The 23,570-nt window shown below is 62.4% G+C and carries 22 protein-coding genes and 1 riboswitch; of the genes, 5 read left to right on the top strand and 17 right to left on the bottom strand.

Translation table 11 applies throughout. The annotated features are described in order from the left end of the window. Positions 1-140 precede the first annotated feature (140 nt). The 4 genes from groL to QEH68_RS05170 all read right to left on the bottom strand — a co-directional run bounded on the left by groL (position 141) and on the right by QEH68_RS05170 (position 3,435). Positions 141-1,766: a chaperonin GroEL gene (gene groL / locus QEH68_RS05185; RefSeq protein ID WP_089593895.1), complete on the bottom strand. Its 1,626-nt coding sequence runs from the start codon at positions 1,764-1,766 to the stop codon at positions 141-143. A 323-nt stretch (positions 1,767-2,089) separates the two neighbouring features. Further along, positions 2,090-2,293 (bottom strand): cold-shock protein, encoded by a 204-nt coding sequence (locus tag QEH68_RS05180; RefSeq protein ID WP_011773737.1) that lies wholly within the window; start codon positions 2,291-2,293, stop codon positions 2,090-2,092. A 172-nt stretch (positions 2,294-2,465) separates the two neighbouring features. Further along, positions 2,466-3,074: a LytR C-terminal domain-containing protein gene (locus tag QEH68_RS05175; protein WP_207596562.1), complete on the bottom strand. Its 609-nt coding sequence runs from the start codon at positions 3,072-3,074 to the stop codon at positions 2,466-2,468. A 49-nt stretch (positions 3,075-3,123) separates the two neighbouring features. Then, on the bottom strand, positions 3,124-3,435 hold the full coding sequence (locus tag QEH68_RS05170; protein WP_198318448.1) for a DUF3263 domain-containing protein: 312 nt from the start codon (positions 3,433-3,435) through the stop codon (positions 3,124-3,126). A 129-nt stretch (positions 3,436-3,564) separates the two neighbouring features. On the opposite strand from QEH68_RS05170, the gene QEH68_RS05165 reads away from it, so the two are divergent. Both QEH68_RS05165 and QEH68_RS05160 read left to right on the top strand, forming a co-directional pair. Then, positions 3,565-4,335 carry a uracil-DNA glycosylase gene (locus QEH68_RS05165; protein ID WP_280627056.1) on the top strand — a complete coding sequence of 257 codons (771 nt, stop codon included), beginning with the start codon at positions 3,565-3,567 and terminating at the stop codon, positions 4,333-4,335. 52 nt (positions 4,336-4,387) lie between these two features. Next, positions 4,388-5,227, top strand: coding sequence for a siderophore-interacting protein (locus QEH68_RS05160; protein ID WP_207596560.1), 840 nt, complete (start codon positions 4,388-4,390; stop codon positions 5,225-5,227). Positions 5,228-5,304: 77 nt separating this feature from the next. On the opposite strand, the gene QEH68_RS05155 is transcribed toward QEH68_RS05160, so the two are convergent. From QEH68_RS05155 to QEH68_RS05115, 9 genes are all read right to left on the bottom strand, one after another. Then, on the bottom strand, positions 5,305-6,792 hold the full coding sequence (locus QEH68_RS05155) for a threonine/serine exporter family protein (RefSeq protein ID WP_207596559.1): 1,488 nt from the start codon (positions 6,790-6,792) through the stop codon (positions 5,305-5,307). Between the two features lie 27 nt (positions 6,793-6,819). After that, complete coding sequence (locus QEH68_RS05150) at positions 6,820-8,136, bottom strand: peptidoglycan bridge formation glycyltransferase FemA/FemB family protein (protein ID WP_280627978.1); 1,317 nt, start codon at positions 8,134-8,136, stop codon at positions 6,820-6,822. 114 nt (positions 8,137-8,250) lie between these two features. After that, on the bottom strand, positions 8,251-9,339 hold the full coding sequence (locus QEH68_RS05145; protein ID WP_280627052.1) for a peptidoglycan bridge formation glycyltransferase FemA/FemB family protein: 1,089 nt from the start codon (positions 9,337-9,339) through the stop codon (positions 8,251-8,253). A gap of 118 nt (positions 9,340-9,457) precedes the next feature. Further along, positions 9,458-10,279, bottom strand: a complete 822-nt coding sequence (locus tag QEH68_RS05140; protein ID WP_280627051.1) for a DNA/RNA non-specific endonuclease — start codon at positions 10,277-10,279, stop codon at positions 9,458-9,460. A 38-nt stretch (positions 10,280-10,317) separates the two neighbouring features. After that, on the bottom strand, positions 10,318-11,730 hold the full coding sequence (locus QEH68_RS05135) for an L-serine ammonia-lyase (RefSeq protein WP_280627050.1): 1,413 nt from the start codon (positions 11,728-11,730) through the stop codon (positions 10,318-10,320). 222 nt (positions 11,731-11,952) lie between these two features. Then, positions 11,953-12,339 (bottom strand): glycine cleavage system protein GcvH, encoded by a 387-nt coding sequence (gene gcvH / locus QEH68_RS05130; protein ID WP_280627048.1) that lies wholly within the window; start codon positions 12,337-12,339, stop codon positions 11,953-11,955. 120 nt (positions 12,340-12,459) lie between these two features. Continuing rightward, positions 12,460-13,593 (bottom strand): glycine cleavage system aminomethyltransferase GcvT, encoded by a 1,134-nt coding sequence (gene gcvT / locus QEH68_RS05125; RefSeq protein ID WP_280627046.1) that lies wholly within the window; start codon positions 13,591-13,593, stop codon positions 12,460-12,462. 11 nt (positions 13,594-13,604) lie between these two features. After that, a complete protein-coding gene (gene gcvP / locus QEH68_RS05120) occupies positions 13,605-16,451 on the bottom strand; it encodes an aminomethyl-transferring glycine dehydrogenase (RefSeq protein ID WP_280627044.1) in 2,847 nt (948 codons plus the stop codon). A 181-nt stretch (positions 16,452-16,632) separates the two neighbouring features. Further along, positions 16,633-16,730: riboswitch (glycine riboswitch) on the bottom strand. Between the two features lie 92 nt (positions 16,731-16,822). Next, positions 16,823-17,362 (bottom strand): TetR/AcrR family transcriptional regulator, encoded by a 540-nt coding sequence (locus QEH68_RS05115; RefSeq protein WP_280627041.1) that lies wholly within the window; start codon positions 17,360-17,362, stop codon positions 16,823-16,825. Between the two features lie 72 nt (positions 17,363-17,434). On the opposite strand from QEH68_RS05115, the gene QEH68_RS05110 reads away from it, so the two are divergent. Then, positions 17,435-18,985, top strand: a complete 1,551-nt coding sequence (locus QEH68_RS05110) for an MFS transporter (RefSeq protein WP_280627039.1) — start codon at positions 17,435-17,437, stop codon at positions 18,983-18,985. Between the two features lie 99 nt (positions 18,986-19,084). Here QEH68_RS05110 and QEH68_RS05105 read toward each other — a convergent pair whose 3' ends face one another. Continuing rightward, the gene (locus QEH68_RS05105; RefSeq protein ID WP_280627038.1) at positions 19,085-19,744 is read right to left on the bottom strand and encodes a cyclodeaminase/cyclohydrolase family protein; all 660 of its coding nucleotides are present in this window, start codon (positions 19,742-19,744) and stop codon (positions 19,085-19,087) included. Positions 19,745-19,834: 90 nt separating this feature from the next. Here QEH68_RS05105 and QEH68_RS05100 point away from each other — a divergent pair, with 90 nt between their 5' ends. Then, entirely contained in the window at positions 19,835-21,058 is a 1,224-nt protein-coding gene (locus QEH68_RS05100; protein WP_280627037.1) for an amidohydrolase, read from the top strand. 109 nt (positions 21,059-21,167) lie between these two features. Here QEH68_RS05100 and QEH68_RS05095 read toward each other — a convergent pair whose 3' ends face one another. Next, positions 21,168-21,392, bottom strand: a complete 225-nt coding sequence (locus QEH68_RS05095; protein WP_280627035.1) for a hypothetical protein — start codon at positions 21,390-21,392, stop codon at positions 21,168-21,170. A 113-nt stretch (positions 21,393-21,505) separates the two neighbouring features. Then, complete coding sequence (locus tag QEH68_RS05090; RefSeq protein WP_280627977.1) at positions 21,506-22,486, bottom strand: NAD(P)/FAD-dependent oxidoreductase; 981 nt, start codon at positions 22,484-22,486, stop codon at positions 21,506-21,508. A 129-nt stretch (positions 22,487-22,615) separates the two neighbouring features. On the opposite strand from QEH68_RS05090, the gene QEH68_RS05085 reads away from it, so the two are divergent. After that, positions 22,616-23,197, top strand: coding sequence for an XRE family transcriptional regulator (locus QEH68_RS05085; protein WP_280627033.1), 582 nt, complete (start codon positions 22,616-22,618; stop codon positions 23,195-23,197). A gap of 18 nt (positions 23,198-23,215) precedes the next feature. Here QEH68_RS05085 and QEH68_RS05080 read toward each other — a convergent pair whose 3' ends face one another. Then, the gene (locus QEH68_RS05080; RefSeq protein ID WP_280627031.1) at positions 23,216-23,518 is read right to left on the bottom strand and encodes a helix-turn-helix transcriptional regulator; all 303 of its coding nucleotides are present in this window, start codon (positions 23,516-23,518) and stop codon (positions 23,216-23,218) included. Positions 23,519-23,570: the final 52 nt, after the last annotated feature.

The following is a 23,570-nucleotide window of genomic DNA, read 5'->3' as shown; positions in this document are numbered from 1 at the left end:
ATCCTGCCAGACCCCACCGACACTGAATCCGTGATAGGAGCCCCACCACACAGCAAAACGGCGGCCCCCACCAGGTGGGGACCGCCGTCGCCTGCTCTAAAGCGTGACGCTTGGGCGCTGCATTGCTACAGCGTGGGGGCTTAGAAGCCGCCCATGCCGCCCATGTCGTCGCCGCCGGCGGCCGGAGCGTTCTTCTCAGGCTTGTCGGCAACTACAGCCTCGGTGGTCAGGAACAGACCAGCGATGGAAGCAGCGTTCTGGAGAGCCGAGCGGGTGACCTTTACGGGGTCGTTCACACCGGCAGCCAGAAGGTCTTCGTAGACGCCCGTGGCAGCGTTCAGGCCGTGGCCGGAAGGCAGGCCGCGAACCTTGTCCACCACAACGCCGGGCTCGAGGCCGGCGTTGAAGGCGATCTGCTTCAGCGGAGCGTCGATGGCAACCTTGACGATGTTGGCACCCGTTGCCTCGTCACCCTGGAGGGTGAGGTTGGCGAATGCCTTGGCGCCGGCCTGGATGAGGGCTACGCCACCACCGGCAACGATGCCTTCTTCAACAGCAGCCTTGGCGTTGCGGACTGCGTCCTCAATGCGGTGCTTGCGTTCCTTGAGCTCAACTTCGGTTGCGGCACCGGCCTTGATGACTGCAACGCCGCCGGCCAGCTTGGCCAGGCGCTCCTGCAGCTTCTCTCGGTCGTAGTCGGAGTCGGAGTTCTCGATCTCGGCGCGGATCTGGGCCACACGGCCTGCGATCTGCTCGGCGTCGCCGGCACCTTCAACGATGGTGGTCTCGTCCTTGGTGACAACAACCTTGCGGGCGGTGCCGAGGAGTTCCAGGCCGGCGTTTTCGAGCTTGAGGCCAACTTCTTCGGAGATGACCTGGCCACCGGTGAGGATGGCGATGTCGGCCAGCTGCGCCTTGCGGCGGTCACCGAAGCCCGGAGCCTTGACGGCGACAGACTTGAAGGTGCCACGGATCTTGTTGACGATCAGGGTGGCCAGGGCTTCGCCCTCGATGTCTTCGGCAATGATCAGCAGCGGCTTGTTGGACTGCATGACCTTCTCCAGAACCGTGACGAGTTCCTTCACGTTGGAGATCTTGGAGTTGACGATCAGGATGTACGGGTCTTCGAGGACCGTTTCCTGGCGCTCTGCGTCGGTGACGAAGTAAGCGGAGATGTAGCCCTTGTCGAAGCGCATGCCCTCGGTGAGCTCGAGCTCCAGGCCGAAGGTGTTGGATTCCTCGACCGTGATGACGCCTTCCTTGCCCACCTTGTCCAGGGCTTCGGCGATGAGGCTGCCGATTTCCGGGTCACCGGCGGAGATGGAAGCCGTAGCGGCGATCTCTTCCTTGGTTTCGATCTCCTTGGCGGAGGCCAGCAGTTCGCTGATGACTGCCTCAACAGCCTTCTCGATGCCGCGCTTGAGGGACAGCGGGTCGGCGCCGGCGGCAACGTTGCGCAGGCCTTCCTTCACCAGTGCCTGGGCGAGGACGGTTGCAGTGGTAGTACCGTCGCCAGCGACGTCATCCGTCTTCTTGGCAACTTCCTTGACCAGTTCTGCACCGATCTTCTCGTAAGGGTCGTCCAGTTCGATCTCCTTGGCGATGGAAACACCATCGTTGGTGATCGTGGGGGCGCCCCACTTCTTTTCGAGGACGACGTTGCGTCCACGCGGGCCGAGGGTGACCTTGACGGCGTCTGCGAGGATGTTCAGGCCCCGCTCGAGGCCGCGGCGTGCCTCTTCATCAAATGCAATGATCTTGGCCATAACGGCGGTAGTCCTTTCGGGACAGTCGTTAAGAAGGTACCTGTCAGATGGGGTGCCCGCGACGGACGGTCTTTCGCTCGCAGCCTCTGTATGCCCCGCGCTCCGGACCTCACCCCACCAAGGTGTTTCTTGATCCTCCGCTGGAACGAATGCCGCCCAACGCCGGGGTAACCCGGCCTGGACTTAGCAGTCGAACCATAGGAGTGCTAAATCAATAATTAGCACTCGACCGGGGAGAGTGCAAGCAGAGATGCCACTTTGCTCTATAAACAAAGGGCTTTCAGCCGAGGGCTGACGGAGAGGGAGCGAAAACCTGCAAGAAGCTATGCGACGCGCACACCTTCGGCTTGCGGACCCTTTTGCCCCTCCCCCAGTTCAAACTCAACCCGCTGGCCCTCTTCAAGGGCGCGGAAGCCGTCCATTTGGATGGCGGACCAGTGTACAAAGACGTCGTCACCCGACTCATCCACAGTGATGAATCCGTAGCCTTTTTCGGCGTTGAACCATTTGACGGTTCCCAATGCCATGATGCCCACACTTTCGCAGTAGCCAAGACCGGTTGCCGGGATCTCCGTACCGGAATCAATCCACTGTAACCACAGTCACTCTGCCGGCGCTCCCATGGAGGCCCGGGGCATCACTTTTGTTATTGAGGCTTAACCGGGTTGGGGCTTCAGACCCACCGGGAAGGCCGAGGGTTTACTGGTAGCCAGGTCCTGCTACAACCACCAACTGCTGCTGCACCTCGGGCGACTCAAGGATCGTCTGGATGCCCAACAAGGTGCCCAACGCCTCGGCGTTGACCTTCTGCTCAGGCGCGTTGTAGAAGATCACGGATGTCTGCTGCGGCAGGCCGCCCCAGTTGCCCACGGTGCTGAGTGTCCAGCCGTCGGCTTCCACCAGACCGGCCACGCGGCCAGCCAAGCCAGCGGTGCCGGCACCGTTGTACACGGCAACCGGGGTGGACTTGTCCACCGGTGCGGAGGACGGCGTTGCGGAGGGGCTCTCTGAGGGTGTCGGCTCGCTGGAAGCGGACGGTGCACTGCTGGATTCGCCCGGTGCCGCCGACGGCGACGAATCAGTCTGCTGCGGCGCCGGCGTCGAGACGCTGGGCGCGGCATTGGGAGCCACCACGCCGAGGTTCGGAAGGACCAGGAAGGCCACCAACCCCAAAACCAGGGCCACAGCCCCAACAGTCAGGACCGGCCACAACGTGGGGCGTGTGGTTTCCTGGGCGTCCCGGTGAACGCCCTGCCGCGAGGTGTTCTGCGGGACCTGGTCGAATTCGTCCTTGGCATATTTGGTCATGGTGAAGCGTTGTCCTTGCTGGTTGCTGCTGACAGATCAGCCTGGCGATTTACGCGTCGGACCCCAAGCGACGTGCCGTCCGCGCACGCTGGCGGGACGTACGTAGTCTACGCAATCTCTTGACGAGCATGGGATCGTGGGCCAACGCGTCTTCGGTATCTATCAGCGCGTTGAGGATCTGGTAATAGTGTGTTGCCGAGAGATCGAACAGCTCACGGATGGCCTGTTCCTTGGCCCCTGAGTACTTCCACCACTGCCGTTCCAGGGCCAGCATCTGCTGGTCCCGTTCGCTGAGCGGAGAGTCACTGCGGATCCCGGCCGCAAGGTCTGCAAGGGCAAACCCTGTTGACTGCGGCGCCATCGGTTCCGGTGCTGGTTCTGCCACGGCACACTCCTTCGACGCGTGTTGGGGAAAATGTCCTACCCCTATGTTACGGGCGAATAACAACGCTGTCATTCGCCGGTCCGGGATTGCGCGGGAGACAATGGCGTGGTGAATGGCGAGGATGCACTCTTTGACCTTGAGCCGGACAACCTGGACCAAACAGGTTTTGCCGAGCTCCCTGACCGCCCACTGGAACACCTGATGGCCCCCGACTGGGCCGATGCACTGCGGCCCGTGGAAGGGGAGCTGCGAAGCGCCTTGGACTTCGTCGCGACCCAAGCCAAGAACGGTACCCACGTCCTTCCGCAGGCCGGCCACCTTCTGCGCGCCTTCCAGCAGCCGCTGGCAGATGTCAAAATACTGATTCTGGGCCAAGACCCCTACCCCACGCCGGGACACGCCGTCGGGCTCTCCTTTGCAGTCTCCCCACAGACGCGGCCCATCCCGCGCAGCCTCGCCAATATCTACCGGGAACTGCACGACGACCTCGGGTTACCTCCCCGGGTCCATGGCGACCTCAGCGCCTGGACGGGCCAGGGCGTCCTCCTGCTGAACCGTGTCCTCAGCGTCACCGCCGGAGCTGCCGGCTCGCATCGCGGCAAAGGCTGGGAGGCCATCACGACGGCGGCAGTCACCGCCGTCGCCCGCCGTACGGACGGTGCGGGGCGGCGCAGCCCGTTGGTTGCCATCCTCTGGGGCAAAGACGCCGAGGGCGTCCTGCCACTGCTGGATGGAGCACCGTCCATCGTGTCGGTCCATCCCAGTCCCCTCTCGGCCTCCCGGGGATTCTTCGGCTCCAAACCCTTCAGCCGCAGCAACGAGCTGCTGGTGGAACAGGGCGCCGAACCCATCAACTGGGAACTGCCCGTCTTATAACCTTTGACTCATCCCCAGCGGACTTGCAGGAAATTAGCTTAGGCTTACCTATATGTCTGCTCTCCCCGTGACTTCGTCCGCCACCCGTACAACCCGCCCGCAGGTCAACCTGACAGTCCTGCGGAATGAACGCCTTTCACCGCATATGGTGCGGATCGTGGCCGGCGGACCAGGGTTCAGTGACTACACGAACAACCAGTACGTGGACCGCTACGTCAAGATCGTCTTCCCCCAGCCGGGCGTCGAGTACGAGCTTCCGCTGGACCTGTGGGCCATCCGCGAGACCATGCCACGGGAGCTGTGGCCGCACACCAGGACCTACACCATCCGCTGGGTGGACCTTGAAGCCCAGGAACTGGCCATCGACTTCGTGGTGCACGGCGACGAAGGGCTGGCAGGCCCTTGGGCGGCCGCAGCAGAACCCGGCGACTCGTTGGTCTTCACAGGACCTGGCGGTGCCTACAACCCGGCCCCCGACGCCGACTGGTACTTGTTCGCCGGCGACGACGCCGCGATCCCGGCCATTGCAGCATGCGTGGAGGCTCTTGCCCCTGATGCCCGCGGAACGGTGTTCCTGGAAGTGGACAATGAGGCCGACATCCTGCCGATCTCCGCCCCCGCCGGCGTGAAGCTGCACTGGCTGCAGCGCAACGGGGTACCCGCGGGCTCCAGTGACTTGCTGCTCGAAGCCCTGCGCACCACTGAATGGCTGCCCGGCCGGGTGGACGTTTTCGCCCACGGTGAGCGGGGTTACATGAAGGGCCTCCGTGAAATCTTCTTCGTCCAGCGGGGATTGGAGCGTTCCCAGGTGTCACTGTCCGGCTACTGGGCACAGGGTCGCGTCGAAGAAGTGTTCCAAGCGGAGAAGAAGCTTCCGGTCGGACAGATCTAGGTTCGGCCCAGGTACAACTTCAGCACTTAAAACACGAACGGCGCCGCCTCATGGCAGCGCCGTTCGTAGTGTTCCACTTATCGCCTGCGGACCCTGCGCCGCTCGTTGCTGGACAGGCCCTTGGTCAATGGCCGGGCGAGGTTGTCGCCGAGCACGATGCCCGCAGCCACACCAAGGACAATCGCCCCGGCGTTCAGCATGCCACCCGCACCGAGCAGAATGTCTCCCTCTTCGACGGTCAAAACATACATTGACCGGAATATGGTGAGGCCGGGAAGCAGGATCAACGCGGCCGGAACCGCAACCACCAGCTGCGGTGCTCCGAGTTTGAGCGCCACCACACGTCCCAGCAGGCCAATGACCACCGCGGCAACCGCGGGTGACAGGCGATCGCCGAGCCCGGCGGCCCCAGCCCCCCACAGAACGAAGAAGCCCACGATGCCCACTGCCGCCGTCGGGAACAACAGGCGCAGTTGCGTTTGTTCGGTGACACCGATGGCCACCACCGCGATCGCGATCAGGATCGCCTGACCCCACAAGGGATACGCATCGGGGAAGGTGTCCGTGACGTCCAGGACCTCGCTGCCAATCAGTGTTCCGACCACCACGGCGACGCCGATACCTGCCACGATGGCACCGAACGTCAGCGCCGTGGAAAGGAATCGGCCGGCCGCCGTCACCGGGAAGCCGTTGATCGCATCTTGGACAGACGAGACAAGTCGACCCGTTGGCAGCAACAGCAGGATTCCGCCGGCAACCACAATGGACGGAGCAATGTCCACACCCGCCCACCTCAGCATCAGCGCGATAAAGGTGACCAGGAACGCGCACGCCATGGTGTTGAAGAAGTCCGCTGTCCGCCACCGTGCAAGCTGGCGTGAGAGCAGGCTGATCAGGATATTGGAGCAGAAGGCCACCGCGGACGCGCCCAGGCCACCTCCCAGGACGCCCACGAAAACTGCGGAGAAGATGCCGAAGGCAATCGTGACCATCCAGCGCGGGAAAGGCTTGGCGCTGCGGATGATTTCGTTCAAGCGGCGTACGGCTTCATCGCGGCCCACTCCCCCGGCAACTATGTCAGTCACCAGCTGGTGCACCTGCGCCAAGCCGGCGTAGTTGTTGGTCCAGGATCGAACAACACGCAGCAGCGTGATGGGCGTCTGGTCCTTGGGAGCGTAGTTGATGGCCACCGACTGGTTGGTGATGTCCACTTCGACGTTCTTCAGGCCCAGGGCAGCCGTCACCGCGATCATGCTCGTCTCAACTTCAAGGGCGCCCGCTCCATAACGGAACATGACCTCCGCCAGATGCAGGGCGAAGTCGATGGTTTTGCGGGCCGAAGCATCCACTCCCACTACCTGGATGGTGGGGTTGGCATAAGGGCTTCCCGCCAAACGGTCCACGATGTTCATGGGCGCCGTGGGCGGGCTGTCACCTTGGACAAGACGCATGAGCATACGCTTGGCGTTGACGTTTTGCCGGACCTGGGATGGCCTGAGCGGCTGGGTTTTGGGCAACCCGTCAGTATGGGGCCTGCTGGCGGACCCGTCGGGGCGTTCAGTCACGCGGTGATCCTCCCTTGGCTTGTGTGATTAGCGGTTCCTCCGAAATTTTCCTACTACCGGCAATTTCTCCAGTGGCAATCGTCCCAGTACTGTCTGGGCAGCCCCTGCAAGCTTCCTGACCACGCGGTAGGCGTTGAAGATGAGCGGGTTCACCGGTGCAACGAAGTCCCCCACCAGCTGGACCACCTCGCCCCCGAATCCCTTCTTGAATTCGTAACCGCCGTGCCCGGTCTCGTCCTGGCCTTGGATGCCAAACGTGCCGTAGAAGTTGTAGCGCGAGTATCCGTTGTTGAGCGCGTGGAGCATCATGCCCCAGTACAGGGACGTAGCGCCATTGAAGTAGATATAGTCCTGCACGGTGCCGCCAATGACGCACACCAGTTCGTCGCCCGAGCATGCGAAGTGGATGGCAGCCACAGTGGCCACGCCTACGGAGTCAGGGAAGCGTTCGATGTCCTTGAGGCTGCGCTCATAGCTGTCCACGAGGTCCTGGACTACCTTGACGCGGTTGGCCTTTTTCTTGCTGCCAGTCTCTTCGACTTCACGCTTGAGGTCTGCGAGGGTCTTTGATTCAGCCTCCAGCCGTTCCGTGATGGACGCCCGGTACTCAGGGATGTTGATCTTGGCCATCATGAGCTTGGTGAACTCGTCCGAAGTGTTGCGGAGCAGTTGCTCGTAGTACTCGCGTTCGCGGTACGTGAAGCCCTTCTCATCTCCAGCGGTACTCAGCGCGTCGTAGAACTCATCCAGCGTTTCCAGCGTGGCCTGTTCCAGGTACACACCGTTCTTCTCGGCTTTACGGATGGCCTTGCGGGTGCGGTAGTTCATGCCCATGATGAGCTCTTCGGAATCAGCAATCCCGTTGAGCTGTTTGACGAACATCCAGTTGATGTTGGCGAAGTTCATGTCGAAGCCTTGGTGCTTGAAGCCCAAACCCTCGAATTCCTTCAGCAGGGGACGGTTGTCCTCCACCTCGGGGTGCTCTGCGCCCTCTTCGTCGCGCGCGATGTACCGGATGTTGGGTGAGATCCGCAGTTCAGCGGCCTTCTTCGAGGCTGCATGCTTTTTCAACTGCTCGACGACGAAGCGCACCACTGTGGGGTCGCTGTAGTCCATCAGTGGTCCCTTGGCGCAGTCTACGATCTTGTAGCCCAGGCGGTTGGACGAGTAGACGAGTTTTCCCGCAGCGATCAGGCTGCCGCCCTGCATGACCCCGAAGAGTTCCACTTCCTGGCCACGGGCACGCTGGAATCGCGTGAGGTCCATGGACTGGATGAAGCTTCCCTGTGGGTGTCCCTTGGCAAAGGTCTCGAAATCAGCGTCACTGAGAATCACGAATTCCATGGCGGTTCCAGCCTCAATCGGAGTCAAAGAAATTTCCTCACCTAAATGTAGATTTGCACCCGTTGGTGGCAGGGGCGGGCCTGAAGTTGCTTGGCTTGCGGGCTGCGGTGGCCGTCAGTAGAACTGGCCGCCGGTGCGCATGGTCTCGAGTCGGCGGAAGATGCGTTCCGCACCCTTGAGCCAAAGTTTGTAGCGGACAGGTCCCAGGACGAGGTCGTAGCAGCCCACAAAGTCCGTGACGGTTTTGGTGAAGCTTGTCTTGAACGATCCAAGGCCGTAGAGCGGGTGGCTCTTGTCCTTAATCCTTGCGGCAGGCGGCGTACCGCAGAAGTCGTACTCCACGCAGCCGAGCTCCTGCATGCGCTGGATCGCTGCCCACTGGACCAGATGTGAGTCGCCGTACTGCTTGCGGTTCTGGGTGGATCCGCCGTCCTTGTAGGTGGCCTTGGAGCCGTAGTTGATGACGAAAGCCCCCACGCTCGGTGCCCCATCCTCGTAGACGAAGAAGAAGTGGCCCTGGCCCCGGCTGCAGAACTCTTCCCAAAACTTTGCGTAGTACTCGTAGCTCCGCAGTGGCATGGCGCCTTTAGCGTCCATGGTGTTCCGCATGAGGGCGTAAAGCTTGCGATAGCTGTCCTCGCCGGGCTCTCCCTGCACAACCTCGCAGCCTTCGCGCTGCGCCCTGCGGACCGCATTCCGGGCGCGCGAGGAAATGCTGCGGAGGACCTCGTTGGCGGGCGCCGAGATGTCCAACAGCGCGGTGGAATCGTTGGACTGGATGTTGGGCGCCTTGACCAGTCCTGCGGCCTTGAGTTGTGCTGCAACCTCTGGCGATTCAACGATGTCCGGCTCGATCTTGATGGTGAAGACGTTCATCTTCTGCTCCTTGGCCAGGGTGGAGATGGCCTTGAGCAAGGGGCTGATGTCATCCACGGCGGCAGCGTCCGGCCCCTTGATCAGGTACCAAAGCCGGCCCAGGACCGGGAACTTCTTCTCCAGGAGCAGGTTGTAGCTGGTGTAATCGGCGGTCTCCACCACCAGGCGGCGGACCAGCCAGCCGTTGCCGTCCTTGACGGCGGCGTAGGCGTCCGACTGCAGCATGTTGCCGCCGTTCGGATTGGCCGTGACGTGCTTGTCCCAGTTGTCGATTTCCTCGGCGGTGGCAAAGCGGGCGGTAAATTCTCGCAAGGTGGCCGTGTCCAATCTCAGGGGTTTGGTGCAGTGTTCAAAAGCGTGGTGCGCATGCGGACATGCAGCCCCAAGTCTATCGGGCCGGGAAAAATCTGTTGGTTGACGGGCAAACCCACAGTCCTGAGGTTGCCTACAACCTGATCTGGTCCGCGCTATCCAGCTGGATCGCCTTCGGCTGCCTGCCCAGTTCCCGCTGGCCGCTGACGAGCCGGTCCGCGTTGGTGAGCCTGCTGAGGCTCAGTCCTGTCAGGTCTGCTATCTGACCAATAGGAACCTGGAAAGTCCGGAACGGTCCCAGTGGAGGTGGCTCCCCCTCCAGAAGCTTCTGGTTGATGGCCCTCTTCAGTTCCACTTTGCCCAGCAGCGGCGACTGGTCAAGGACGAACCCCACGGCGGCCAGCTTGGCGTCGTTGGTCCAGGCCGCGATCTTCCAGAACTTTCGCGGGATCTGAACGCCCCGGTATGGCTGATCATCGTCAAGGAAGACGGGCCCGGTGAAAACACTGAGCTTGGCGTCGTGGGCATCGGCATGGCTCAGCACGTGATCCTCGAGGCCCACCCACAGCTCTTTGCCTTGGTTGAAGTCATCCACCTGCGGCGCAGCGTTGGTGAATGCAAACGTGTCCTGGTTGGCTTTCTTGGCCGTGGCCGCATCTCCCCACACCGGGTCCAGGCGTCTCACCAAGTGGCCGCGGTCGAACGCGTTGTTCTTGTAGACGTCCGGGCCTGCCTGCTGTTCCCTGGGAATCCTGTCGTCGAAATGCCAGGTGCCCTCACGGGCCAGTGGGTTCAGTTCCTTGCCGTGAATGTTGACCCCCACGATCGCCGCGAGTTTCCGGGCAGCCCGGAAACGCACGGAGAAGTGGACGTAGTCCAAAAGAATCGTCGTTGCCGACGGACTGGGCAGCTCGAGGCGTGCCCGCAAAAAATCCCTGTCGTATCCCCCGCTCATGGATACAGCATGGCACTAGGCACTGACAGTAAACAGACTCAGCATTCGACGACGTTGACGGCGAGGCCGCCCATCGCGGTTTCCTTGTACTTATGGGACATGTCCTTGCCCGTTTCCCGCATGGTCACGATCACCTCATCCAGGGACACCCGGTGCGTCCCATCACCCCACAACGCCATCTTCGCGGCGTTGATAGCCTTCGCCGCCGCGATCGCGTTCCGCTCAATACACGGAATCTGCACCAACCCGCCGATCGGATCACACGTCAGCCCCAGGTTGTGTTCCATCGCGATCTCCGCGGCGTTCTCCACCTGACCCGGCGTACCACCCATCACCTCAGCCAACCCGGCAGCAGCCATCGACGACGCCGACCCCACCTCACCCTGGCAGCCCACCTCAGCCCCCGAAATGGAGGCCTGTTCCTTGTACAACACACCCACAGCACCGGCAGTGAGCAGGAACTTCACCACCACATCATCCCGATCCTCCTGGGAGGCCTGATCCATGCCCGGGGCATAATTCAACGCGTAATACAGCACCGCCGGAATGATCCCCGCAGCACCATTGGTCGGCGCCGTGACCACCCGGCCACCCGAGGCGTTCTCCTCATTGACGGCCAGGGCGATCAGGTTCACCCACTCCTGCCAATACTTCGGATCGTTCCGGTCCTTGTCCTCCTTCAGCAGCCGCTCCAACCAGTCAGGAGCACGACGCCGGACCCTCAACCCACCGGGCAACACACCCTCACGCTTCAAACTCGTTTCAACACAGGCTTCCATCACATGCCAGATATGCAGCAAACCCTCCCGGATCTCCTCCTCCGACCGGGACGCCCGCTCGTTGATGAACATGATGTCGCTGATCCCCAAACCCTTGGACGCACACCGGCCCAACAACTCCGCCGCCGTCCGGAACGGCAACGGCAACTCCTTCTTCGACTCCTCCAACTCCTGCTGTGCAGCGTTCTCCTCACCCTCCCGGACAATGAACCCGCCACCGACCGAAAAGAACGTCGCCTCCCGCAAGGTGTTTCCCTCAGCGTCGGCCACGGCGAACTTCATCCCGTTCGTATGCCGCGGCAACACCGTCAACGGATGCAACACCATATCCTCCACCGCATACGGCAGCTCCACACCTTCACCGGACGCACCGGCCAGGTTGAGCTTCCCCGTCTCCGCGATAGCGGCCAACCGCGCTTCCACCTCATCAGGCAGAATGAGCTCGGGGTGGTACCCCTCCAAGCCCAACAGTGTGGCAGTCATGGTCCCGTGGCCACGTCCCGTCGCAGCCAACGAGCCGTACAGATCAACCCGCAACGAGGCCACCGAGCTCAGGACACCAGCGTCCTTCAGCTCACCGGCGAACACAGCAGCAGCGCGCATCGGTCCCACAGTATGGGAGCTCGACGGGCCAATACCCACGGAAAAAAGATCGAAAACACCAACAGCCATGGTCGGGATTCCTTAATACAGTTTGAAACGGTCCGGCAGATGGTCCTGCCGGATGGCCTCCCCCGCTTGTGGCGGAGATCGACCGAAGCACGACGCCGGATGGCCCCCAAAGGCGGCAACCCGGCGTCGCAAATTATTCAGTTACTACATTCCCACGCTACGCCACTGGATGCGTGCCTGGGTTGCCCCATGGAACGGGCGGCATTCCCCGATTGGAGGAACCTAGGAGAGGTCTCCGCCATTCTTGGAGGCGTATTCCTCGGCCGAGAGCAGCGGGCCGTCGGACTCAGCAGCGACCTTGAAGAGCCAACCGGCACCATAGGGGTCATTGTTGATCAGGGCGGGGTCGCCGACAACAGCGTCGTTGATCTCGGTGACCTCACCGGTAACGGGCGAGTACAGGTCCGAGACGGACTTGGTGGACTCAACTTCGCCGCAGGTCTCGCCGGCGGTCACGGAAGAACCAACCTCGGGGAGGTCAACATACACAATGTCACCCAGTGCGTCGGTGGCAACCTCGGAGATGCCAACGGACACGAGGTTTCCTTCGCCGCGGGAGACCCACTCGTGCTCGTCGGAGTACTGAAGTTCGGGCGCTACTTTGGGCATTCTGTTTCCTTACTATGGTTGGTCAAAACTATGGCTGGGTCGGAGATAAGGCCCCGAATACTTCGGCAGGTGGCCCCCAGCACCTTAGCGGCTCACGAAGGGCTGGCAGGCAGACCCGGCTTATTTTTGGCGCTTGTAGAACGGCAGCGCGACGACTTCGAACGGCTCGCTCTTACCGCGCAGGTCAATGTCCAGGGCGGTACCAAGCTCTGAATGCTCGACGTCGACATAGGCCAACGCTACCGGGTAACCGAGCGTCGGGCTCGGCTGGCCGGACGTGACTTCGCCAACCACTGCGCCGTCCTTGAGGACCGGGTAGTGTCCGCGTCCGGCGCGACGCCCCAGGCCCTTGAGGCCAACGAGCTTGCGCCCGCTGGTGGAGCCGGCACCGTCGGCCTTCAACGCCGCGAGTGCGTCCTTGCCAACGAAGTCGCCTTCCTTGGACAGAGCCACCACGGGCCCGAGCCCTGCTGCGAAGGGGTTGCCTTCACGGGAGAGCTCGTTGCCGTAGAGGGGCATGCCGGCTTCGAGGCGGAGGGAATCGCGGGAAGCGAGGCCTGCCGGGGTAAGTTCGCCTTCTTCAGCGGCGTCGGCGATGGCCTGCCAGAGGGCGGCTGCGGAGTCGTTGGCAACGAAGATCTCAAAACCGTCTTCGCCGGTGTAGCCGGTGCGGGCCAGCAGGAGTTCCTGAGTGCCGCCGTCGACCGTGAACGGGACATCAACCGCCGCGTAGTACTTCAGTTCAGTGACCAGTGCGTGCTGTTCAGCCGGCACAAGGCGGAGGAGGATCGCTTCGGCCAGCGGCCCCTGAACAGCAATCAACGAGGTCTCCGCGGAAGCGTCTTCAACAACGACGTCGAACCCGGCGGCGCGTTCCAGCAGTGCTGAAGCAACAACCGCAGCATTGCCGGCGTTCGGAACCACCAGGAACTTCTGGTCACCCCGCCGGTACGTGATGAGGTCATCGATGATGCCGCCGTCTTCCTGGCAGATCAGCGAGTATTTGGCCTTGCCCACAGCCATGGCGGAGATCTTCCCCACCAGCGCGTAGTCAAGGAACGCTGCGGCCTCTGGACCGGTGACCCAGACTTCACCCATGTGGGAGAGATCGAACAAGCCCGCGGACTTGCGGACTGCGTGGTGCTCGGCCAACTCGGACGAGTACTTCAGCGGCATCTGCCAGCCACCGAAGTCGGTGAAGGACGCGCCGAGCTTCTTGTGCTCTTCGTAGAGCGCGGTGTAGTTCTCAGACATGGAGTCAGTCCTTAGTTCTCAAAATCTTCGATCGGCGGGCACGAGCAGACCAGGTTGCGGTCACCGGCTGCGCCGTCGATGCGGCCGACGGGCGGGAAGTACTTGTCCTGCTTGAGGTGGTGGACCGGGAAGGCGGCCTGCTCGCGCGGGTACGCCCGGTCCCAATCAGAACTTACGACGGCAGCAGCCGTGTGGGGTGCCTTGCGCAGCGGCGAGTTCTCTACCGTGAATTCGCCGTGGGCAACCTGGTCGATTTCCTTGCGGATGGTGATCATGGCTTCGATGAAGCGGTCGATCTCCACGAGGTCCTCGGACTCCGTCGGCTCCACCATCAACGTGCCGGCAACCGGGAACGCCAGGGTGGGGGCGTGGAAGCCGAAGTCGATCAGGCGCTTGGCCACGTCCTCAGCGGTGACGCCGGTCTTGGCCGTCAGTTCACGAAGGTCCAGGATGCACTCGTGGGCCACGAGTCCGCCTTCGCCGGTGTAAAGCACCGGGAAGTGGTCGTTGAGACGGGATGCGATGTAGTTTGCAGCTAGCAGGGCCGACTTGGTTGCTTCCGTCAGTCCCTGGCCACCCATGAGCTTCACGTAGGCCCAGGAAATAGGCAGGACACCGGCGGAACCGAAGCGGGATGCGGAGATCGGGACGTCGTTGCCCTCGGTCCAGGAGGCTGCATCGCCTGGCATGAACGGTGCGAGGTGTGCCTTGGCAGCAACCGGGCCCACGCCCGGTCCGCCGCCGCCGTGCGGGATGCAGAAGGTCTTGTGCAGGTTCAGGTGGGACACGTCGCCGCCGAACTTGCCCGGCTGTGCAAGGCCAACGAGTGCATTGAGGTTTGCGCCATCAATGTAGACCTGGCCGCCGGCCTCGTGGATGGCGTCGCAGACCTCGCGGACGTCGGCGTCGTACACGCCGTGCGTGGAGGGGTAGGTGATCATGATGGCCGAGAGGGCATCCCGGTGCGCTTCGATCTTGTTCTTGAGGTCAACGTGGTCGATGGTGCCGTCAGGCGCCGTAGCAACAACTACCACCTTCATGCCGGCCAGCACTGCCGAGGCAGCGTTGGTGCCGTGGGCAGAAGCGGGGATGAGGCAAACATTGCGCTGCTCGTCGCCGCGGGACAGGTGGTAGCCGCGGATCGCCAGCAGACCTGCCAGTTCACCCTGGGAACCGGCGTTCGGCTGAATGGAGACCTGGTCATATCCGGTGATCTCGGTCAGCTGCGCCTCAAGGTCGGTGATGAGTTCACGCCAGCCCTCGGTCTGGGAATCCGGAGCGAACGGGTGGATGGAGGCAAACTCCGGCCAGGAAATGGCTTCCATTTCAGCGGTGGCGTTCAGCTTCATGGTGCAGGAACCCAGCGGGATCATGGTGCGGTCCAGAGCAAGGTCCCGGTCCGAGAGCTTGCGGATATAGCGCAACAGCTGCGTCTCGGAACGATGCGTATTGAATACCGGATGCTGCAGGAAGTCGCTGGTGCGCTCCACGGAAGCCTCAAGAGCGAAGCCTTCAGCGGCTTCGGAAAGCGAAGCTCCGAAGACATCAAGGAGACCGCCGACAATCTCGGACGTAGTGGTTTCATCAACAGAGATGCCAACCGTGTCAGCGTCGACGCCGCGCAGGTTGATGCCCTTGGCCTCGGCGGCGGCGACGATCTCGCCTGCCTTGCCGGGAACGCGGACGGTGATGGTGTCGAAGAAGGATCCGTGCAGGACCTCGACGCCAGCAGCCTTCAGTGACGCTGCCAGGGTGCGGGCGTGGCCGTGCGCGGTTTCAGCGATCGCCTTGAGGCCCTCGGGGCCGTGGTAAACGGCGTACATCGAGGCCACGATGGCCAGCAGCGCCTGCGCGGTACAGATGTTGGACGTGGCCTTCTCGCGGCGGATGTGCTGCTCGCGGGTCTGCAGCGCCAAGCGGTAGGCGGGGACACCGGCGTCGTCCTTGGAAACGCCCACCAGACGGCCCGGCATGGAACGCTCCAGGCCCTTTTGGACCGCCATGTAGGCGGCGTGCGGGCCGCCGAAGAACAGCGGAACACCCAGACGCTGCGCGGATCCAACGGCGATGTCCGCGCCCTGCTCGCCCGGAGGGGTGATGAGAGTGAGGGACAGGAGGTCGGCAGCGACCGTCACCAGCGCGCCACGCTCCTTGGCCTCGGCGATCACAGCTGAGTGATCGAAGACGCGGCCGGAAACACCGGGCTGCTGGAGGACGACTCCGTTGATGTCACCTTCCGGGAGACCGAGCGAGAGGTCAGCAACCTCGACCTCAAAGCCGAGAGCCTCAGCGCGGCCCTTCACAATGGCGATGGTCTGCGGGAGGCAGTCTGCGTCGAGGACGGTCTTGCCATCCCGTGCACCTGCGTTCTTATTGGCCCTGCGCATCATCAGGACGGCCTCGGCCACGGCCGTGGCTTCGTCCAGCAGGGAGGCGTTGGCGATCGGGAGGCCAACCAGATCCTGGACCATGGTCTGGAAGTTCAGGAGAGCCTCGAGACGGCCTTGGGAGATTTCCGGCTGGTACGGGGTATAGGCGGTGTACCAGGCCGGGGACTCAAGGATGTTACGGCGGATCACCGGCGGCGTCACGGTATCGAAGTAGCCCTGGCCGATCATCTGGACAGCGGTCTTGTTCTTGGACGCAAGCTTGCGGAGCTCGGCCAGAACCTCAACTTCGCTCAAAGCGTTCTGCAGGGTGAGGGCGACGTCCTGCCGGATGTCGTTCGGGACGGCGGTGTCCACCAGCGAATCAACGGTGTCGTAGCCGACGGACTTGAGCATGGTCTCAATGTCGGCTTGGCGGCGGGCGCCAATATGCCGATCAACGAAGGTGGTGGAGGCAGAACTAACCGTCACGAAGGAACTCCATTACTTGGGCGGCGTTTGGGTACGCCACAGCGGCTGGGTTCCTCCCCGCTCTGTATTGGACCTGAGAGTTTCCGCGCGTTGCGTGAACAACCATCGCTTGCACCGTCGGTGAGCACAGCACTCTTTCACCCTTGAGGTGGGCAGAATGCCTGCTGCTTTCCAGAGTTGCCTCGCCGCGGCGGTGCGTGGGCCTGAGAGATTCCTGGGGAGGGTTTGCTCCTACGGCGCCTGCATCACATGCTTGCAGGACTCTCCCGCCGCAGATCAAAGGCATTTTCAGTTATGTATGACCCCGATCAGGGCAGGCCACAGGGGTTAATTGTCCTACGTCACGGTCGCCGCCGCAAATGGACTGCCCGTTACTTCCTCAGCCGCTCGAGGACACTGAGCAGGATTTCGACGTCGGCCTCCCGCCCGACATTGCCGCCCTCTTGCCCGCCCTCGAACATCGCGTTGAAATAGAGCCCGTCACCCATGTAACTGACTGCCTTGGCAACCTCTGGGCCGACGTCCTCGGCGAGCACGTCCAGCCACCGCTGTTGAATGGCGGCGAATCTGCGACGCGTTTCCTCGTGGGCCACTTCAGCCAATCTGGTGACGGCAACAAAAGCCCGGTCCATCGGCGTGTCCGCCCAGAGCGAGGAGCGAATGAAGTAGGCGGCGGAACCATCGGGCGACGCCTTCATCAGCTCCGTGTCCTCGTCGGCCAAGAGATCCAGCCGTTCAAGCAGGGCCGTGATCAGTGCTTCCTTATTGGGGAAGTGGTAGAGCAGCCCACCTTTGGACACCCCTGCGCGCTTGGCAACGGCGTCGAGCGTGGCAGCTCGCTCCCCCACCTCGATGAGGAGGGCTTCGAAAGCATCCAGGACGGCGTCCCGGGCAACTGGTTTTCGTGGCATGCGTCCATCATTCCCTAAAGGCTCGCCGGGTTGTATTTGAAACTGTACCGTCTGGACGGTATAGTAAATGACATGTACTCGCCGTCCTCAACCCAAGCACCCCGTTCCGCTCGTCCCGATATGGGCCAGGCAGCACCGTGGCGCGATTGGACGGCACTGGCACTCCTGATGTTCCCGGTGCTGCTGGTGGCCGTCGACAACACCGCGCTCACCTTCGCCCTGCCCGAGATCGCCCGATCCCTGGACGTGGGCGGCGTTCAGCTGCTGTGGATTGTTGACGCCTATCCCCTGGTCCTCGCCGCACTGCTCGTCTCCATGGGCAACCTCGGTGACAGAATCGGACGACGGCGGCTGCTGCTGATCGGCAGCACGGGGTTCGCAGCGGTTTCGGCTGCTACGGCATTCGCGCCTTCCGCTGAATGGCTCATTGCCGGACGCGCGGGCCTTGGTGTCTTCGGCGCCATGCTGATGCCCTCAACACTGTCCCTGATCCGGAACATCTTCACCGATCCCAACCGCCGGCGGCTTGCGATCGCTGTGTGGGCTGCCGGCTTCTCCGGTGGTGCGGCGCTCGGCCCGATCTTCGGCGGCTGGCTGGTGGAGCACTTCTGGTGGGGTGCCGTCTTCCTGGTGGCAGCGTTCCTGCTCCTGCCGCTTCTGGCCTTCGGCCGGGTCCTGATTCCCGAGTCCAAGGACGCCAATCCTGGCCGCGTGGACGTGAAGAGCATTGTCCTGTCCGTGGTCACCATGGCCCCGTTCGTCTACGGCATTAAGGAATTCGCAGTTCACGGCTTCGGAGCGTCGGCTGCAGCTTTCATGGGCTTCGGCCTGGTGATGGGCATCCTGTTCGTTCGCCGCCAGCAGCGGATCGAAAACCCCATGCTGGACGTCGCTTTGTTCAAGAACAAGGTGTTCAGCACGGCAATCGTGGCAAACGTGCTGTCCTTGTTCTCCATGACGGGCTTCATCTACTTCTTCGCCCAGCACCTGCAGCTGGTTGAAGGACAGTCCCCCATGGAGGCAGGCATCGCCATGATTCCTGCCCTCCTGGCAACAGTCATCGCAGGCCTGCTGGTGGTGCCGCTGGTCAAGCGTGTCCGGCCCGGCTTCGTTGTCGCTGCTGGTCTGACGCTCAGCGCCATCGGTTACTTGATTGTGGTGGTGGGCGACCACGGCAGCGGCCCGATATTCCTGCTGTCAGCCCTGACCGTTCTCGCCGTGGGCGTGGGTGCTGCGGAGACCATCTCCAACGACCTCATCCTGGCCTCAGTACCTGCCGACAAGTCCGGCGCCGCCTCAGCCATTTCCGAGACCGGCTACGAGCTGGGTTCGCTCTTGGGGACGGCCGTGCTCGGCTCGATCCTCACGGCTTCCTACCAGCACAACCTCATCATTCCGGACGGCGTCTCCTCACAAGCCGCCGGGAAGTCAGGGGAAACCCTCGCCGGTGCTGTTGATGCGGCAGCCGCACTCCCGGCGCCATTGTCGGAAGCGTTGACAGTCGCCGCCCGGACAGCTTTCGAGTCCGGCGTCCACATCACTGCGGCGATTGGGCTGGTCCTGATGGCCGGCGCGGCAGTGCTCGCCGCCGTCGTGCTCCGGCGTGTGCCGAAGGCGCAGTAGCGGGCACAGCGCCGAAGGCCCAGTAGCAGGTACAGCGCCGAAGGCGCAGTAGCAGGTACAGCGCCGAAGGCGCAGTAGGAAACGCGGTGCCGACTGAAGCTAGACAGCTTCGGTCGGCACCGCTTTTTTGTCGACGGCGGCAGTCAGTTCGTCGATCCTGTCGAGGGCGTCGCTGAGTCGGGTCACCGTATTCCACAGCTTTGGATGCTGTTCCCTGACTTCCTGGAGCGTGGTGCCGGCGGAGGTCAGCGACCCGAGGTCAAAGCTAACGTTGGTTCGAGCTCCCGCTATGGCTGCACGGAGGGCTCCAAAGCCCACAACGACATCGGCGATCAACGCAGGGTTCCCGTTGGAAGCGAGCCAGCCCAGGTCTTCGATGGCGTTGATGGCGCGCTCGCCCAGGACGGCTGAAGCCTTGGCAGCATCGACGGAGGCCTGATGGATCGCTGCGTCCCGTTCCGGACCGGGGTCGAGGCGGAAGGCGGCACCGAAAGCGTTGGAGGCGGACGCGTCGTCGTCGGCTAGTTCAAGCGCGGCTTGGCGGAGAGCGTGGGCCCGGGCGTGGATGTCACCGAGCTGTTCGCGCTGGGCCTCTTCCGCCTCGGTGTATCCGGCCACCATGGATGTCAACGAGGCGGCAATGGAGAGCATGACCCCGGTCCCGGCACCCCCGCCCGGGGAACCGGTGGATTCCGCCAAGGACTTGGTCCACTCTTCAACGGTGGATTGCTGAGTGGTGACTGATTCAGAATCTTTCATGCCATCCAGTGTGCAGGTGCTTCCCAGCGTTTGCAGCTTTGGGCTGGATACACTGGCCAGATCCAGGCGTCGAACGAAAAGGGCTGACTCATGACCATTGACCTCGAAAAGCTTTACAAGGACCTGCACGCCCATCCCGAATTGTCCTTCCAGGAAACCCGAACCGCCGGGATCGCCGCTGGTTATCTTGAAGACCTCGGCTTCACGGTTCACCGCAATATCGGAAAGACCGGGGTTGTTGGTGTCCTGGTCAATGGGCCCGGACCGGTGGTGATGCTCAGGGCGGACATGGATGCGTTGCCGGTCAAGGAAGCAACGGGTTTGGACTACGCAAGTACGGCCGTAGGTGTTGATCATGAGGGCAAGGACATGCCGGTCATGCACGCTTGCGGCCATGACGTGCACGTGAGCTGCCTGGTTGGCGCAGTGGAGGTCCTGGCCTCGCAGCGTGATGAGTGGCAAGGCACCCTGATAGCCCTCTTCCAACCGGCAGAAGAATGGGGCGGCGGGGCAGAAACCATGGTTGCCGACGGGTTGTATGACGTGGTCCCGAAACCCGACGTCGTCATGGGCCAGCATGTGGCCCCTTTCCCTGCCGGATGGTTCGGCATGCGGCCCGGCGTCACCATGGCGTCCGCTGATTCCCTCAACATCACTTTGCATGGACGAGGGGGCCACGGATCGCGCCCGGAGACCACTATTGATCCGGTATTGATGGCTGCTGCAACCACTGTCAGGTTGCAGGGCATCGTCTCGCGTGAACTGGCAGCCAGTGACTCCGCAGTGGTAAGCGTTGGGCAGATTCACTCAGGCACCAAGAACAACATCATCCCGGAAACGGCAACCCTGGGCCTCAGCGTCCGCACTTTCAACGAGGCAACGAGGGATAAGATCCTCGGTTCAATTGAGCGTATTGCCAAGGGGGAAGCCACAGCTTCAGGGGCTCCCAAGGAACCGGAAATCCACTTCGAAGAACGGTTCCCGCTGACAGTCAACGACGAAGCTGCCACCGGGAGGGTGTCGGCAGCGTTCAAGGCAAAGTTTGGTGAAACACAGATTATCGACCCCGGGCCCGTGTCCGGCAGCGAGGACGTGGGAGTCCTGGCCAAGGCTGCCGGTGCTCCGCTGGTGTTCTGGTTCCTGGGTGGCGCCGAGCCTGCCTTGTTCAAGGAGTTCGCCTCAACAGGTCGCCTGCCCGAGGACATTCCGTCGAATCACTCGCCATACTTTGCGCCGGTTATCCAGCCAACGCTGACACGAGGAACGGAAGCCCTGGTGACGGCTGCCCGGGAGTTCCTGGCCGCTCCGTCATAAGGCTTCAGCCACCAAACCAGCAGCCAAAAGGGTGAAGGCGCTGCGAGCGCAGCGCCTTCACCCTTTTGCTTCGAGCAAGTGCAGCTTCCTTGACCGTGACAATGAATGCCTAGACTTTCTCGCGGATGCGGTGCATCGTCCGTTCCGGAACCTCCGATTCCTTGCGACGGCGGGCCAGGAAAGTCCACAACGTTCCTTCCGTCCGTTGACGGCTCTCCGTCGGAGCTGCTTCCTTCTTTGCATCAGACTTTGCGTCAGACGTATGCGTCTCGGGCCTGCGCGCGGAGTCCTTCTTCGTGCGCCGCTCGAAGTCGTCGTAGTACGCGTAGCACATACCCAACCTCCTTTAACGGCTGTCCCTTAATCGTCCTCTGGCGGGGCCTGCACGTCGATGGTTTTGTGCTTTGTGATCGGATGGATCACTGTGCGGCCGCGGCTGCATCCGACCTAGTGGGATAGAGATGCCTGATGCGCTGCCCGCACAGCCGCTTTGGTCTCCTCCATTATGAGATCGGCATTGATGGCAGCCCCTGCCATAACTCCTGACGCTGCAGAAGCCATGACCTGCCCCATGAGATCCGCGACGTTTCCCGCTGCCCAGACACCTGGCACCGATGTGGCGCCGCCCATGGGATTCACTTCCACGTGCCTTCCTACGCCCATGGGGTGCTCCACCGACGGAACTCCCAAAGACTCGAGCACAGTGGACCGGGCCTCCAAACGCGGTCCGGTTACCACAGCTTCCATGGGGATCACTTTGCCCGTAGCCAGGACAACACCGCTCAACACGTCGTCAGTGACTGCCAGCGCTTGGACTTTGCCTTCCACCACAGTGATGGAACGGGCAGCAAGTTGTTCCCATTCTTCTTCCGTTGGCTCCACCACGTCATTGAGGAAAAGCGTGACGTTGGGGCTCCATTGACGGAACAGCAGTGTCTGATGCAAAGCCATCGGTCCTGAGCCCAGAATTCCAATAGCCTTGTTCCGGACCTCCCAGCCATGGCAGTAGGGACAATGCAGGACATCGCGGCCCCACCGTTCCCGGATGCCCTCTATGTCCGGGAGCACGTCCGTCAAACCCGTGGTGACCAACAAGCGGCGGGCACCCGTGGTCCGGCCGTCTGCCAACTCCACCTCGAAGGCGGGTTCCGCTCCGTTGGTGGGGTCCGCCGTCGAACGTGCCGCCACGGCTACGCCCTCCACGATCTCCGCCCCGTAGTGCCGGGCTTCGGTCCGGCCCAGTTCCAGTAGTTCCCGCGGGTCGATTCCGTCCCGGGAAAGGAATCCGTGAACCCCGGCGGCGGGCGCGTTCCGGGGCTCTCCGGCGTCGATGACGAGGACGGACCGCAAGGCCCTGCCCAGCGTCACGGCGGCACTTAACCCAGCTGCGCCACCTCCCACCACAACGACGTCGTACTCCCCGGCCATCTGACGGTCTGTTACTTCTTCGCTCACTGTGCCTCCAGGCGTATCCAGCGGCCCTTCGCCGCTTCTTCCATGGTTGGCCACAGTTGAATCAATCAGCAAGGAAGTTTGCCAATATGGCAAACTGTGGGCATGACTACCGATTTCAGCACCATGCTCGATGCCGTCGGCCCTCGCCTGCGCGCATTGCGGACCCAGCGCAACGTGACCCTCGCAGAAGCCTCGGAAGGGACGGGCATTTCCGTCAGCACGCTGTCCAGGTTGGAATCGGGCCAACGCAAGCCAACACTTGAACTTCTTCTCCCCATAGCGAGGCTGCATCAAGTCCCCCTCGAAGAATTGATTGACGCGCCGCAAACAGGTGATCCCCGCATTCACCTCAAGCCGCACGTTCACGAGTGGGGAACCGCCGTTCCCTTGACCCGACGCCCCGGTGGAATCCAGGCGTTCAAAATGGTCCTTAGGAGTGGGACGGGCAAAGAGACCCCGACGCCGCAATCACATGAGGGCTACGACTGGGTGTATGTCCTCAACGGCAAGCTCCGGCTGGTGTTGGGCGAGAACGACTTTGTCCTCAAGCCGGGCGAGGTGGCGGAATTCGATACCAGAACTCCGCACTGGTTTGCCAGTGCCACGTCGGAGCCCGTCGAGCTCCTTACCCTGTTCGGCCAACAAGGCGAACGCCTTCACGTGCGGGCACGACCCAAACGATAGGAAGGGCCCCCTTTGGGACTAGGAGGCAAGCCATTCCCGAGCGTTTCGGCGCGAAGCCACCGGCTCAGCATCGGGCGCAGGGCGGTTGATCTCTGACCACACCTCATCAAGGGACAACCCAAGGACGTCGGCAATCGCGGCCACCGTGGGGAAGGCGGGAGTAGCCACCCTGCCGGACTCGATCTTCCGGAGCGTTTCCGGGGAGACCCGGGCATCAAGGGCGATCTCGAGCATTGAGCGTTCACCCCGGGCGCGACGCAAGAGCGCACCGAGACGCTGTCCACGCTCGGCCTCTGCGGGTGTTAGCGGCAACCTGACCATGGCTCCAATTGTAATACCGGGATAATATGGCCGGGATAGTTATTGGTCATAC

It is taken from the genome of Paenarthrobacter sp. OM7 (assembly GCF_029873575.1).
GTDB lineage: Bacteria > Actinomycetota > Actinomycetes > Actinomycetales > Micrococcaceae > Arthrobacter.
Note: the sequence above shows the minus strand (reverse complement) of the source record. Positions and strands in the feature narration are given on the sequence as shown.